Raw genomic sequence first — 16074 nt, 5'->3', positions numbered from 1 at the left:
GGATTTAGCTGATTTATAGATTAAAACTGATTTTGTCTCAAACTGATTCGCCTGAACGAAGCGCAGTACAAAATCTTGTAAATCTATAAATCAGCTAAATCCCGGTCAGATATAGTTTACATACGAATTCACAAAAGACCCATCATCAAATAAATCGACGAGGGCGTACCCGGCTGCGGTATGGTGGTACTTGCCAAACCACCAGGCTCCGCTAACAGCACCGTTGCAGAAGTACGAAACACCACTATAATCGACCCGATCTGTTAAATGAATATGGCCGCTGAGGGCGGCCTTTACGTTGGGGTGACGATGAAATAAATCGGTAATACGAACGGTATCGCTATGCATCCAGCGAGCCGGTACACTCCAGCTCTCATCGGAAAAACGTTGTCCATCGAAGAACACGCAAGCCGCCAGAATTGGCACATGGGAGACAATCAGAATTGGTATCTCAGCAGGAGTATTTTTCAGATCATTTTCCAGCCAATGGAACTGTTCATCATCTAAATGAGCCGTATACCAGCTACCATCCGCTTTAGGCTGTACACTATCTAAGACTACAATATGCCAGCCGTTCTGGTCGAGACTATAGTATCGTTTCGTCATAGCCAGCTCGTCCATTGCCCATTGACGACCAGCCTCAAAGCAGATTTTGGTTTCCTGCCGACACCAGATATCATGATTCCCTACGCAACTCAACAACGGCAAAGCATTCTCACTTTTAAGTACATCCTGGTAGAGCCTCCACTGTCGGCTAACACTATCTTTACTCCGACCGTGGGCTTCCATAATGGCATCGCCCCCATTGATGATCAAATCGGGTTTATCGGCTAATCCCTGTACGTGATGCAGGCACTTCTCAAAGCCTTTGGCCGCCCCAACCAGCGGTTGCATGTGTACGTCTGTGAGATGCGCAATCCGTAAAACCCGTTGCTTTGGCTTTACTCCCTGAGCGCTACACAACTGATGACCTGTAAGAGCGATAAAGCCCGCCCCCATTTGCTTGACTATATCCCGGCGCTTCATGCAAGCCTGTATTGGTTTGCGCAAAGTACGGCTGTAGCTATGTCCTGTTGATTATCCGCACTTTATGCTTTTGTTAGGAAATTAGCGGGTTGAGAGAGGGATTTGTTTACATTGTCAGAACCGGGATTTAGCTGATTTAGGGATTTACAGGATTTTGTTTTATAGATTCTTCAAAGATGCGCAGAGCAAAATCAGTTTTAATCCGTAAATCAGCTAAATCCCGTTTCTGACTTACCGCCCAAACTTCAGCGTCGTTCCAATTCGGAAGCCCAGACCCTGATACTTTGCATCCTGCCACTGCGAGATGACTTCGACCCGGAAAAAGGGCAGTACCTGCGGAATGAGCCCGTCCAGGCCGTAACCCACTTCGGTGTAGTTCTTTGAGGCTGGCGTATATAGGTAGTGGACGAATAGATTTTCTTTCAGCCCGATCAATCGCACAAGCGTTAACTGGGTAATGAAAAACTTTCGAAATTCGGCCAGTACGTGCGCTTCGGCAAAATGCCTGCCCGTGCTGTACTGATAATAAGGCAATAGACGGTAGGTTGATACAACATCGCCCTGCTGGAAGAAAAACTCGTTCCCCGCAAAGTGCTTGAAATCAGGAAAATAAACCTTCCGATCATTTAGGAATGCACCCGCGCTGAGTTGGTAATTCAGTTTACTCCGAATCCCCGTTTCAAACGAATGACTGATGCTCCCCTGTATAAAATCATAATCGACCGCATCGGCAGACCCATCTGATATGCCCTTTCGGTAATTAAGGGTTAATAAAGGTGAGTCATTATCCCGTCGGGCCGTACGCCGGCCGTTGCGTATCGTGTATTGAGTTGCGCCCAGTCGGGCCGATGCGGTTAGGTTTAGGATCAGGGCATTGTGCGTAGGGAAACCGGTACTGGCTACCTCAGCGTTGTCAGGGCGGTTTGAGGTGTACATCCGGTTGCGCCAATCAATCCACGGCTTGAGGTCTTCTTTGTAATTTGCCAATTCAGTACGTCGGGCATATTCCAGGCTACCCGATAGCGATACCCGGTTCTTAAACGGTGACGCGCTTACACTTAAATTCACAAATTCTTTCTGATAGAGCTTTATGAAATTCTGCTCAAACAGAAGTGTTGTCAGCGAGTTCAGAAACGGACTAATAGGGTTATCTGGATTAAACTGGTACAGGTATCGGCCACCCGTCAAACCTACCTTCGTCGATTTGTACTGATAACTAGCCTGTCCATAGCCCACCAATGCCTTCCGGCCAAACTGATAGCGGCCTGTACCACCAATGTTCCACTCGCCTAGCGGAATTTGCCGGAATCGGCTCACGGAATCCACTCGCTTCCGATAACGCAGATTTAAGGCTCCCTCCACACTATACCCCTCTACGGTATTGTATTCAATGCGGGTAAGTGGGCTGGTGTATAGCAGAGAAGTCTGTTTCGATAATTGCCATGTATGCCCAAATAGTACCTGATCAAACCCAAACTTATTCGGCGATTTTTTCTTCTGGGTGGAATCCCGCTTGGCGAGTCCACGCTGGGTTGTATCAACAGTACCCGGCACTTTTATCTCGCGTGTTAAACCAAGGCTGTCGGCTTTTCGATAGCTTTTGATTTCGGCAGTAGTTAATGGAACCGACCGTAACGAATCCCAGTACATATTAGAGCGTTTACGCGCCAGTGAATCAACAACCAGCGAATCATCACGCACAACGGTCACATCTTCTTTCCGATTCTTGCGCGCCTGTTTCTCCTGCTTTTCGTATTCTTTCACCATCTGACGAAGGTTTTTCGTCGAGAACTCCTTTTGTTTCTTCACTAGCTCATCGAAGTTCTTGCCTTTGATGTCGCCTTTGGCCAGAACCTGAGCCGGTGGTGCTTTCTTCTCGTCGGCCACCTCAATGTCCTCCACGAACGCAGGATTTACCACGAATTCACTGAACGTCAGGCTCCTGATGTAATAACCAGTAGCTTTTATGCCCAGATACGAGCCTTTGCCTTCATAACGCTGGTTGGTTGGCATCCAGACGCCCTGTACCGGACTACATATGTGGCGCATCGTAAACGAAATACCAATATTGTTTACGGTTTCAAGTTGCAGGCTATGAATGGCCCAGGTATTTTCAATAATGTAGATGGTTCCTCGAAACACTCCTTCTCCATATTGCCGGGGCGTTACCTGAATTTTGCTCACTTCTACCGTTCGTCCATCGGGTCCAGGCTCACGGAATGTCCCTTTGTACTCAAATTTGTAGTAGGCAAACGCTTTCGGCGACAAGGGAGATACAGCACCTGCAACGGTTGGACTATAGAAACTAGCATTGAAAAACTGGCTTGGGTTCAGAAAATCGCCCTGCGAGTTACGATTGGCAATAATCCGCTGGCGATAGGTATTGGGCTGACTAAACGATACTTCCGCTACGGTTTCATTCAGCAAGGGGACACCCACTTTGAAATTGGCCTCTTTCTCAGCTTCTTTCAATTGTTTCCGAAAAGCCATTTCGGCCAGATTTGGGAGGTCGATGACGGTAAAAGACGACTTCGTATAGACCCGCGCCTTAAATCGTTGTACCTGCAATTGATGAAATCGACTTTTGGCAATAGCCCGACGCATAATGGTATAAGCAGGATCTTCGTTTCCCGCTTTAGTCTGTACCTCAGCCAGGCGTAATGCCTGCTCTTCCAGTGTGGCATCTAGCGTGGTAAACCCAGTTTCTATTTCTGTTGATTTCTGGATAGTCTGAAAACCCAGATATTGAAAAACAATATCATATTTACCGGGTGCCAGCACGATTTCATAACGGCCTTCTGCATTGGTGATGGTGCCGTTTTTAGTGCCCTTCACAATCACTGCCGCAAACGGCAATGCCTCTCCCTGGGCATTTTTAACCGTGCCCCGAAGGCCAGTTTGTGCTTGTCCACCTATTGAATAAAAGCAGGCAACCAGAATAAGTAATATGGACTTCATGCAGCTATAAGCTTTGTTAATAACGCGAATGTATTCGTTTAATGAAGGATGCGCTGCTTTTTTTGATGAATGACTATTTTCATCCATAAGCAGAACTACTTAGCTTTTAAAGGCAAGATGCAATTAAGCGCGCTAACGTTGTCTGCACTTTTGTTAAAAAACTATAATCTGTCTTACGTATCTTGCTTCAAACTCCTCACAATCTGACTTGTATGCAAAAATCAGTACACTTCTTCCTCAAATTATTCATTTTTTCACTAGTTCTCACCTCCGCCATTGCCCAGTCATCTTCGCCATCCATTGTCTTACCCGAACGCGAACGGGCGCGGATCATCGACGAAATTCTGGACGATCGGTTCACTAATTTTTTACCCCAGCTCATGCGTCGCGAGGGGATCGACATGTGGGTTATTATCTCCCGAGAGTATAACGAAGATCCCGTTTTGCGGACCATGTTGCCGAGCACCTGGCTTTCGGCTCGCCGACGAACGATTATCGTCTTCTTCGATACTGGGAAAGAACGGCCCGCCGATGCGGTTGAGAAACTGGCCATTGCCCGTTACGATGTGGGCAACTTGCTAAAAGGAGCCTGGGACATCGACGTTCGACCAAACCAGTGGGAAGCGCTGGCAAAGATTATTGAGGACCGTAAGCCGAAAAAGATTGGACTGAATATGTCTACCAACTACGCGCATGCGGATGGGCTCTCTTTTTCGGAACACGATGAATTTGTAAAAAAACTACCTGCCGACTACCAAAAACGGATTGTATCGGCGGAGAAATTGGCTGTTGGCTGGCTCGAAACCCGAACCGAAAAAGAGATGGCTATTTACCCGCTCATCTGTCGGTTATCGCACCAGATTATTCAGGAAGGATTTTCGGAGCAGGTCATTCAGCCTGGTGTTACCACCACAGATGATGTGGTTTGGTGGTTCCGCCAGCGGATTACCAATCTTGGCCTGGATACCTGGTTTCACCCAACGGTAGATGTGCAACGATCCGATAAGGAGGACTTCAATCATCTCCGTACATTCTCCAAGCGCCCGGATAAACAAGTGATCATGCCGGGCGATTTGCTCCATGTTGATTTTGGCATTACCTACCTCCGCCTGAATACAGATCAGCAACAACACGCCTACGTGCTGCGTCCCGGCGAAACGGACATTCCTGAATCCATCAAAACGGCGTTTAAACAGGGGAATCGCCTACAGGATATCCTAACGGAACAATTCAAGATGGGAAAGACTGGGAATCAGATGCTGTTGGCGGCTTTGGACCAATCGAAAAAAGAAGGAATTAATGGCACCATTTACACGCACCCAATCGGTGTTCATGGTCACGCAGCTGGTCCAACCATTGGTTTGTGGGATCAGCAGAAAGGCGTTCCTGGCCCCGGCGACTACCCGCTCCTTGCCAATACGGCCTATTCCATCGAGCTCAACGCTGCCGTCGAAATTCCTGAATGGAAAAAAGTAGTGCGTATTATGCTCGAAGAAGACGGCTTTTTCGACGGCCAAACATTCCGCTATATTGATGGTCGGCAAACGGAGATTTATACCATTCCGAGAAAGTTGGGGTATGTGAAGTAACGAATGAGACGCAAGGGATTGCAAATCCCTCACGTCAGCAATCTTAGCCGTGGTGTCGGTTACTTCTAACCGACACGTTAGGTTTCTCAAAACCTACTGTAATTCGTTAGGTTTTGAGAAACCTAAAATGTCAGATGTTAGCATCTGACATCACTATGGGACTTCAATTCCTTGCGTTTCTACATTACTTCACCGGCGCCCCATCCCGAATTTCTTCTGTGGCGGTTGTAATGAGCGAATCCCCTTCGGTTAACTGACCGAAGATTTCGATTTTATTGTCGGCTTCCAATCCTTTTTTCACAGGTACCCACTCCGCTTTATGATCCTTAACCCGGATCACGAAAACGCCCGTCGTTGCGTTAACGATAGCCGATTTCGGCACAACAAACGTACTCGTTTTCGTAGGTAGTGGCAGGTTTACTTCAACTACCATACCGGGTAGCAGCTTTTTATCATTGTTGATCACATCCACTTCAACCCGCTCCGACCGTAAGCGTTTGTCGAGCGCGCCCGATAAGCGTTTTATCTGGCCGGTAAATTTCTTATCGGGAAATGTTTTGACCGTAAAGCTCACTTCATCATTCTGATCAACATAGCCCGTGTAGGCTTCAGGGACCGAAATAACCAAACGAAGCCTCTTTTGCTCGGTCAATACAAACAAGGGAAATTCTGACCCTTTGCCTGATGGGCCGATGTAGGCGCCTGTGCTGGCATTACGGGCACTGATAATTCCGTTGAACGGCGCTCTGATTTCCAGGTATTTCTTTAAATCGGCCACTTCGCGGTAAGCCGATTTAGCCGCTTCCAGTTGGGCGAGGTCGGCATTACGTTTCGCCAAGGCGAGATCAACATCATTCTTTGAAACGGCACCGGAGAATTTGCTGGCCTCTAAAACCCGCTCATAATTAGCCTTACTGCCAATGGAAACGGCTTCCTGTGCTTTAAGGCGCGATTCCGCAGAACTTAATTGAGCACTTAGCTCAGGTGCTTCGGCTAACGCCAGTAATTGGCCCTGTTTCACTTCAGACCCAACATCCACATTCAGCGATTTAATAAAGCCGCTTACTTTAGCGTAAATATCTACATCGCGAAATGCAACCAATTCACCGGGGATGTGCAGGGAAGAAGAGAGCTTACCTTTTTTCAATGAAAATACCTCAGCAGCGGCCACTGGCGCATCAGCCGTTTCGGCTTCTTTCGCTTCTGCTTTGCTTTCGGAAGAATGACAATTCGTTAGCACACTGGCCAGCAGCAGACCGCCTGTAAGGATAAGCAGACCACGCACTGGTTTATTGATTAGCCGTTTCATACGAGGGAGAAATGTAATATTTACTGTCTTTATCTTCGGGATCAAGCGATACCGATTCGGTTGTTGTTTTGCCCTGTACCCAGGCAAAGGCCAATGGTAGAATGAATAAGGCCGCAAACGTTGAGGCAATCAGACCACCGATAACAGCCCGGCCCAGCGGTGCTGCCTGCGAGCCGCCTTCGCCTAAACCCGATGCCATGGGAATCATACCAACTACCATGGCTACGCTGGTCATCAGAATAGGCCGCATACGCAACGACGCGGCTTCTCGTGCCGATAGCATGGCATTCCCATTTTTCATTCGCAGTTCTTCGGCATTGGTCACCATCAGGACGGCGTTGGAGATGGATACGCCCACCGACATAATCATACCCATATAGGATTGCAGATTGAGCGTTGAGCCGGTCAGCATCAACAGCGTCAATGAACCGACCAATACCGCAGGCACCGTACACAAAACAACTAGGGATACCTTGAATGACTGGAAGTTGGCCGCCAGCATCAGGAAAATAACGACGATAGCAGTGATCAGACCTGTTTGCAGACTATCAAGCGTGTCGATAAGTACCTGAGTTAACCCCTGCATTTTCACGGTTAAACCACGAGGCAGTTCGCCGAGCGAGTCGATGGCTTTCTGAACATCGCGGGCTGCGGTGCCTAAGTCGATATCATTCAGGTTGGCCGTTACAGACAGTACTGGTATGGCACCAATGTTATCATTCTCCCCATAAGTCGTTCCTTGTTGAAGAGTCGCCACATCGCTCAGAACCGGGCGATTTGAATTTGGCAAAACCGGTATTTCGCCTAAATCATTGACACTGGTCATTTGACCTTCTGGAACCTGCACCTGCACGGTATAGGATTGACTCGATTTTGGGTCGATCCAGACGCTCTTCTCTGTATAGCGCGACGACGATGTAGCAGCAATCAATGAACGGGAAATCGCCGATATATCGGTGCCTAGCTGAGCGGCCCGTGTCCGGTCAATGTTTATATTAATAGCGGGAGATTTCGTAGCCTGACCAATCTGAACATCCCGCAGATAGGGGATTCTGTTCAGTTTAGCGATTACCTTATTGGCATACTCTTCGTTCTGCTGTTTGTTCTTTCCCGACAATTTAACTTCAATAGGCGTTGGTGAACCCTGGCTGAGAATCTTGTCTGTCAATTCAATGGGTTCAAACGAAAGCTTGACATCAGGCAGCGCCTTTTTCATGCTGGCTCTGAATTTATCTTTCAACTGATCCAGATCAACATCGTAATCTTCTTTCAGACTTACCTGCAAAACACCCTCCTGTGGTCCGGCCATGAACAGGTAAATGGGGCTCGTTGAAAACTGGGCTCCGTGCATCCCAACCATAGCCGACGTAATTTCAATATTTTCCTTGCCAACCAATTGATTCAGTACATCAATCGTTTTCAGCATCGTGGCTTCGGTCTTTTCGAGTCGGGTACCGTCGGGTTTGCGAATACGAACCTGAAACTGCCCTCCGCTTACTTTTGGCAATACATCGCGACCAATAGAGGTAATAAGTAAAAGCGCAATACCCAATGAACCAGCCACATAGATCAAGACAATAGGCTTACGATAGACAAGCGTACGGCCAATGAATCGCACAAAACGCGCCCTAATCCGCTCGAAGAAACTGATCTTACCATCGTTATCGAGGTCGATACGGTGCGCTAGCTTTTTCTTTTCCTGTAGTATATCATCCTGACTGTGGTTACCATTTACAGGTAGTTTTCCATTAGGTTTAATCAACTGCCCATTTGCCTCCTGACTGTGGCTCCCATTTAGACCTGCTTTTCCATTACTAACCGGATGGTGTTCTTTCATCATCCAGTTGGCCAAAACCGGCACTAAGGTTTGCGCCATTAGATACGATGTGATCATTGAGAAACCAATGGCCAAAGCAAGTGGCAGGAACAACGCCCCCGGAATACCCGTCATCGTAAATGCGGGCGCAAATACGGCAAGAATACAGAACAGAATCAGCAGTTTTGAAAAGGCAATTTCTTTACAGGCATCCCAAATAGCTAAGGCCTTGGGTTTACCCATATCCATATGCTGGTGAATATTCTCGATCGTTACGGTACTCTCATCGACCAGAATCCCGATGGCAAGCGAGAGACCGCTCAACGTCATAATATTAATCGTCTGTCCAAATAATGACAGGAACAAAACCCCCGAAATAATACAGGTTGGGATGGTAATAATTACGATCAAAGCGCCACGCACATCACCCAGAAAGAGTAGTACCATCAGCCCCGTTAGAATGGCACCAATAGCTCCTTCCGTCATCAGGCTTTCTACGGCGTTGATTACATATACCGATTGGTCGAAGGTGTAGGTCAGCTTTACATCTTCCGGTAATAGAGCCTGAAAACGGGGCAGGGCAGCTTTCAGATTCTGAACAACCTCCCAGGTAGACGCATCCGCCGACTTGGTGATGGGTAAATACACGGAGCGCTTTCCATTGACCAATACGTAGCCCTGGGTAATATCGGCCCCATCTTCAATAGTGGCAACATCTTTCAGATACAGGTTTTGAACCGTTCCGGTATAGAGTGGAATATCGCCGAAATCCTGAATATTCTTGACTGTTGTATTCGCGGGGGTAAAGTAATTGAAGTCGCCAATGCGCACGTTTCCGGCAGGCGTTGCCTGGTTATTGATCCGTAAAGCAGCCACCAGCTGATCGGGCGTCAGATTATGCGCCCGCAACAGCTCAGGGTCTGCTTTAATAACAATGGAACGAGCATTACCTCCAAACGGAGCGGGCGATACCAGACCTGGAATAGACGTGAACCCGGACCGGATATAGACGTTGGCCAGATCCTGCAACTCATTATTACTGCGTTTCGGACTACTAAGAACCAATTGCCCAACCGGTAAGGTAGAGGCATCGAAACGTAAAATAAAGGGTGGCTGGGAGCCGGGCGGGAAACTGGACTGGGCCCGGTTCGAATACGCAGATACCTCCGCAGCTGCCTGCGCCATATTCGTCCCTTCGTAAAACGACAGTTTCAGGAGTGTAATCCCCTGAATATTTTTCGTTTCAATACTCTTTACCCCCGACACGTAGAGTAACAGGTTCACATACTGTTTCCCAAAAAACGACTCCATCTGGTTGGGTGTATACCCACCAAATGGCTGCGAAATGTAAATGACCGGTAAATTCAGGTTTGGAAAAATATCAATCTTTATCGAACGAACGGCACCAATGCCGAAGTAGAATAAGCTGGCTACGATAACCAGAATCGTAATTGGCTTCCGTAACGCAGAGCGGATTAAATTCATCTTAAATTAAATTCATCTTAAATTCTTAACTCGGTTGAGCTAATCACACGATTTCCTTTTCAACGTTCCTCTAATTCAAAAAGGAGAATCCGACAAAACCCAATTTTTTCCATAATACATCACATACACAGATATATTACAGGGAAAGTTAACGAATTTGTCTGGTAATTTCACTGGTCTCATTGCGCTCTTTCAGAGGTATTTACGCGATGGCCTATTGAGCAATCTATCCAATTGCTATGTCATATCTAAGTAAAAACACCTACGAATGCGACCTTATTTTAATCAATAAAGTGTTGTATAAATCAGGCAAAAGCTAATAAAGGTTGACCTTACAACCCGCCTGTTTTTCAAGTAGTTTAGTCAAGAAAACTACCCAACTAAATCAGCTATTTATTTTTATACCTGCTGGTTTATCCAGCTTAATGATATACAAAAAAAGTGTCGGGTTCTTCAACCCGACACCGCTGTAAACCGAACACCGAACGTTGACTAAGCCAACCGGTTGATACAGTTCAAATCTTCGAACGCAATTTTCAGGCGTTGCACCATGCTTTCTTCGCCTTTACGGAGCCACACACGTGGATCATAGTATTTTTTGTTTGGCGAATCAGAGCCTTCGGGGTTACCCAACTGCGATTGCAGATAACCTTCTTTCGATTTGTAGTATTTCAGGATACCTTCCCACATAGCCCATTGCATATCGGTATCGAGGTTCATTTTCACTGCACCGTAGCGGATAGCTTCCCGGATTTCTTCGCGGCTCGAGCCTGATCCACCGTGGAATACGAAGTTCACAGGCAGTGGTCCCGTATTATAGTGCTCCTGAATGTATTTCTGCGAATTGTCCAGAATGATCGGCGACAGCTTCACGTTACCTGGCTTATATACGCCATGCACGTTTCCAAAAGCAGCTGCAATGGTGAAGTTCGGCGAGATTTTGCTCAGTTCTTCGTACGCATAGGCTACTTCAGAAGGCTGCGTGTAGAGTTTAGAATCGTCAACATCGGAGTTGTCAACACCATCTTCTTCACCACCGGTAACGCCCAATTCAATTTCGAGGGTCATGCCAATTTTTGCCATCCGCTCAAAGTATTTCGAGCAGATTTCGATGTTCTCTTCAATCGGCTCTTCCGACAGATCAAGCATGTGCGACGAATACAGGGGCTTTCCTGTTTGATCAAAATGCTTTTCGCCAGCGGCCAGCAGACCATCAATCCAGGGCAGGAGTTTCTTCGCGCAGTGGTCGGTGTGCAGAATCACGGGTACGCCATAAATTTCGGCTACGTGGTGAACATGCAAAGCACCTGAAATGGAGCCAGCAATGGCCGCTTGTTGTTTATCGTTAGGCAGGCTTTTGCCAGCATAGAAAATACCACCACCATTCGAGAACTGAACAATAACCGGGGAATTTACAGCTTTAGCTGTTTCCAGTACGGCATTTACAGAGTCAGTACCGACAACGTTGACGGCAGGCAGGGCGTAATCATTTTCGTTGGCGTGACGGAAAAGTTCGGTAACGCCTTCGCCGGTTACAACGCCGGGGGCAAAACGGGTGGCTGCTTCGCTCATAATTAGGGATTATTTTTGGATTCGTTCAAGAAATAGTTTACCGAAAGTTCGACCGGCTAACCTATTTGATTTCAGTGGGTAAAGTTGGGAATATTAGCGGAATATTGCTACGATCTGTTGATATTGCCCCATCTACAATCCAGTTCATCGAATGACCTGAATGATACCCTCTCTGGTAAACGAATCCGGAAAGTCAATGCCTTTCCCATCGAGTCGATACACATACAAACCGCTCGTAACAGGCTGGCCACCACAGGTACCATCCCAGGTTGTCCAGCCCCCTGGCGACGATATACCATCGGTGACCTTATAGATCTGTTCGCCCCAGCGATTATAAATGGTTAGCGTCATATGCTCGGCCCCCGAGCCATAAATAACCAGCGCTTCGTTCATTCCGTCCTGATTGGGCGTAAACGCATCGGGAATAGTAACAACGGGCGGCATGGGAGGGCAGTTGGCAGTAACCTTTACGGAATCAATTGCCTGGCAACCAGCGGATGTACGCACCATCACTGTGTAGGTACCGTAGGTGTATACCTTTAAAAGTCGATCGGCTCCAATTGGTTTTCCGCCACTTGTCCAGGTATAGATTACGTCCGGCAACAAACCAGCATCCAGTTCCTGATAGCCATTGCTGGTGCTAGCCAAACAAGCAGTTATCTGGTGCGAGCCTAGTTGTAGCTTGGGAATAGGATTAAGCGTTACCGTAACCGCAGTCTCGCTTTTACATCCCGTAGTTGTACTAGATGCCGTTAGCTGATATTGCCCACTTTGTCGCGCCAGGGCAGTTGTTCCCGTTATAGAACTGCCATCCGGGAATTGCCAGCGAAAGGCATCCCAATCGGTGGTAGGAACAGCCCGCAGGCTGAGCGTATCCCCGCAAGCTGAGCGAGTTGATGTCGTCAACTGAAAAGGTGCAGGTGCTGTAAACGTGGCCGTTACTTCTTTTTCAGCAAAGCAGGTGGCATCGTCGGAATCGGTGACCCGCACCCGGTACGTTTGGCTGCCACTAATGCCAGACACCGTTAACGAATCCAGTCGATCACGAGCGGATGTAATGCCAAATCCGGTCCATTGAAGGCTCCCCCCGCTCGCATGGGCATTAAGTAAAAACGTACCACAGGAGTCAGGAACGAGTTTAGCGGTAGGATTTGCCTCAACCAGAATAACCCGAATCTCATTGGAAGTTACCTGTATGTCCTGGCATTTCGTTTCGCGCACCTTCAGGCTATACGTCCCCGTTTTAGCGGGCGTCAGTGTGGGCTTATTGCCACCCGCAACGGCAACGCCATCAACATACCACTGATAAATCAGGTAATTGGGATCGAGGTTAATAATCTTCGATTCCAGTAAAAAATTATTGCAGCCACCCGGTTTTTTAAGCGAGATGCTGACCTCAGGTGGCAGTTGTTTTACTTCGTCGATCACAAACGGCAGACCCGCCAACGCTTTTCTGCCACTCAGACTAACAGCCTGTGACACCAACCCGCACCCGGTTCCAGACTGATTGGGTTGATTAATGGTTAACAAATAGTTTTCTCCGGGCAGGGCTCCATAGATTTTATCATCAGGCCCTAGTTGTAAAGCGCCAATCCCTTTTGAATAGCCAGTTTGAGCCTGCACCGTCAGCGTTGTGTTAACGGATAAACCAGCCACGTTGATCTGGTAAATCTTTTTACTGAACATGGTAGAAAGATAAAGCAGGCTGTTATCCGGCGAGAACTCCAGTCCATAAGCGCCAACTGTTTCAGCGCTTTCCAGTTTTACGGGATTGGAGATAGCACCCGTTTTATTATCAAAATCGAATACTTCCAGAAACCCGCCCTGAATACTATCCGAAACCGCAACCGCCAGCTTTTTACCATCGTGCGACGGTTTCATATAGCCTTTATTCTGTTGCCGTGTTCCATGTCCTGCGCCAGACAGGGATTGATGCGTACTGCCAACTTTATATACCGTAGGCGTCAGGATCAGGCCGTTGTCATTGAGCAGGTAAACCCGGAACGTATTACTCCCGAATTCATGGGTAATAATCCAGTGATTCAGGTTATTACAATGCTTGATTACCGTAATTTTTTCTGTGGAAGGCAACAACAGTGGCTTATTTTTATAGGTTAGCCCCCCTAGTCCAGATCCCAGATTCATATCAACATACGCGTACTGCATTCCGGTATTCTGGTTCTGAGTACCCAGCGAAAACACATAAAATTGTTTGGTACTGTTCTGATAGGGCACGATTAGTACCGATTGTGTTGTCTGACTATTGCCTCCCAAGCCCGTAGCACCGGGCATAACTTCGTGATTTCGGTTCCAGATGGTACTGCCGTCGGTGTAAAAAAGTAGTTGACCGTTCTCATCCGACATGCTGGCACATCCTTCCATAGAACGCAATTTTCCATCCGTTACAGCCTGAGGAGTTCCACCATTGAAGGTAACCCCTGCCCCATCGCCAAAATACCAGTTGGAATAGCTTTTAACAGGTTGTGCGTTTACAGGAATCCAGAGGCAACAGAGCGGTAGCAGGAGCATGAATAGGCCTGTTACACCTAGTCGCCCTAACCGAGGTTGGTAAAAGAAGTCTTTCACGTATATCGCTGAGTAAACTTGACCAAAAGGAAGTATGAGCAAAGACAACCTGAAATTGAATTTCTACTTATCAACGTATGACCCTTTTCCGGAAAAATTAGTTGGAGGTTGTAGGCATTAAATTTATCGGCAGAAGTGAATTCTGATGGTAGTTTACCAGATACTATTTACTTGCTATTACAAAACCCGAAAACTAGTAGTTACTCTTTCCCTGAACCGTTTTTTCTACCAACTTTGAGCTACTAAACTAAACCCGCTGAATTCTTGAAAACTCTCTTCTTCTGCCCCATGTGGGGTATGGAAAACCTGTCGTATACGGAGGCCGCCAAACGAGTAAAAGCAGCCGGCTACGACGGCATGGAAATTGCCGCTGGGCCAGACAAACGAAATGAAGCCGTTCAGGTCATGCATGATAACGGTCTGGAGCTCATCCTAATGGCCTTTGGGGGCGGGAGCAATTTCGCGGAACACAAGAAAAAGTACCAGGATGATCTGCTTAACATTGCGTCGTACAAACCTTTGTTCATCAACGCGCATACAGGTCACGATTACTTTACCTTCGAGCAAAATGCTGAGTTGATTCAGACGGCCGCAGCGGTTCAGGCACAAACTGGCGTTCGTATTCTACACGAAACCCATCGGGGTCGATTCTCCTACAGTGCACCGGCCATTCAATACTACCTGCTCAAACTACCAGACATGCGCCTTACCGCCGATTATTCGCATTGGGTGAATGTGGCCGAATCGTATCTGGCAGATCAGGCCGGGAACGTGAACCGCGCTATTGCCGTCAGCGACCACATCCATTGCCGGGTGGGCCATCCGGAAGGACCGCAGGTAAACGATCCGCGTGCACCTGAGTGGAAAGATGCCCTCGAAAGTCATGCCAAGTGGTGGGATGCCATCCGCGATCGGCTACAGAAAGCCAACACCCCAACCCTAACCATCACCTGCGAATTTGGCCCGGCGGGGTATCTACCCACCTTGCCCTACACCCAGCAACCCGTTGCTAGTCAGTGGGATGTAAATGTGTTTATGAAGGACTATTTGAAAAAAAGATGGCAGGTATAAGGAGTTACGGTTTGTGATTTACGAGTTACGTTCGTTTACAGTATGATTTTTGCTCTAGATCATAAACTATAGTACCTGCGGGTTGAAAATTTGCAAAAGGTATATGAAAGGAATGTTTTTTAGACAGGATTAAACAGGATTTTTGGGCAATTGAAATCCTGTTTAATCCTGTCCAAAGAATAAGACACAATCTGTGCCCATACTCAGCCAACTAAAACTTGTCCTGCACCCTTCGTAATTCGTACTGCGTAAATCGTAAATTTGAGTATATGATTCGTATCCTATACATACTCTGTCTGTTGTTGATTGTTGCCTTCCAACCCGTGCGGGCGCAACTGGAACAGTCATTACGTATTGAAATCCCCTCCGACCCAGACGAAGCTGAATCGTTCGATGTAACTCCGCTGAACGAACGGGGTGTGCTGATGACCATTCGGACGGGCGGTTTTTATGATACGACGCCTGCAACACTCAATTTCAAGAAATACGACATTAATCTAAAATTGCTCTGGCAAACGTCGTTTAAGCAGGATATAAAATATAAATCTGTGTCAACGTACAACAACGACCAGTACGTTTACCACCTTTTCCGTGAATACGATACGGATCAGTTTCAATTCCTTCGGTTGCATCTCGATGATGGTGTCATAGAGACATACGAA

Annotated in this window: 8 protein-coding genes and 1 pseudogene; 3 read left to right on the top strand and 6 right to left on the bottom strand. The window is 47.3% G+C overall.

Going from position 1 to position 16074, the window contains the following annotated elements:
* Positions 1-105: 105 nt before the first annotated feature.
* Both ACYVGO_RS35135 and ACYVGO_RS35130 read right to left on the bottom strand, forming a co-directional pair.
* Positions 106-1026, bottom strand: coding sequence for a metallophosphoesterase family protein (locus tag ACYVGO_RS35135; RefSeq protein WP_460973367.1), 921 nt, complete (start codon positions 1024-1026; stop codon positions 106-108).
* Positions 1027-1257: 231 nt separating this feature from the next.
* Positions 1258-3984, bottom strand: a complete 2727-nt coding sequence (locus ACYVGO_RS35130; RefSeq protein WP_460973366.1) for a DUF5686 and carboxypeptidase regulatory-like domain-containing protein — start codon at positions 3982-3984, stop codon at positions 1258-1260.
* 212 nt (positions 3985-4196) lie between these two features.
* Here ACYVGO_RS35130 and ACYVGO_RS35125 point away from each other — a divergent pair, with 212 nt between their 5' ends.
* On the top strand, positions 4197-5573 hold the full coding sequence (locus tag ACYVGO_RS35125) for a M24 family metallopeptidase (RefSeq protein WP_460973365.1): 1377 nt from the start codon (positions 4197-4199) through the stop codon (positions 5571-5573).
* 184 nt (positions 5574-5757) lie between these two features.
* Here ACYVGO_RS35125 and ACYVGO_RS35120 read toward each other — a convergent pair whose 3' ends face one another.
* The 4 genes from ACYVGO_RS35120 to ACYVGO_RS35105 form a co-directional block, all read right to left on the bottom strand.
* A complete protein-coding gene (locus tag ACYVGO_RS35120; RefSeq protein WP_460973364.1) occupies positions 5758-6882 on the bottom strand; it encodes an efflux RND transporter periplasmic adaptor subunit in 1125 nt (374 codons plus the stop codon).
* Positions 6863-10183: an efflux RND transporter permease subunit gene (locus tag ACYVGO_RS35115; RefSeq protein WP_142775315.1), complete on the bottom strand. Its 3321-nt coding sequence runs from the start codon at positions 10181-10183 to the stop codon at positions 6863-6865. Before ACYVGO_RS35115 ends, ACYVGO_RS35120 begins: the two co-directional genes overlap by 20 nt.
* 492 nt (positions 10184-10675) lie before the next feature.
* Positions 10676-11755, bottom strand: a complete 1080-nt coding sequence (fbaA, locus tag ACYVGO_RS35110) for a class II fructose-bisphosphate aldolase (protein WP_142775316.1) — start codon at positions 11753-11755, stop codon at positions 10676-10678.
* 144 nt (positions 11756-11899) lie between these two features.
* Complete coding sequence (locus ACYVGO_RS35105) at positions 11900-14341, bottom strand: T9SS type B sorting domain-containing protein (RefSeq protein WP_460973363.1); 2442 nt, start codon at positions 14339-14341, stop codon at positions 11900-11902.
* 264 nt (positions 14342-14605) lie between these two features.
* On the opposite strand from ACYVGO_RS35105, the gene ACYVGO_RS35100 reads away from it, so the two are divergent.
* Together ACYVGO_RS35100 and ACYVGO_RS35095 are read left to right on the top strand one after the other, a co-directional pair.
* On the top strand, positions 14606-15412 hold the full coding sequence (locus ACYVGO_RS35100) for a sugar phosphate isomerase/epimerase family protein (protein ID WP_246859279.1): 807 nt from the start codon (positions 14606-14608) through the stop codon (positions 15410-15412).
* Positions 15413-15681: 269 nt separating this feature from the next.
* Positions 15682-16074 (top strand): annotated as a pseudogene (locus ACYVGO_RS35095) (hypothetical protein); the annotation flags it as partial.

It is taken from the genome of Spirosoma migulaei, from assembly GCF_054776855.1.
This window is presented reverse-complemented; position numbering and strand designations above follow the sequence as displayed.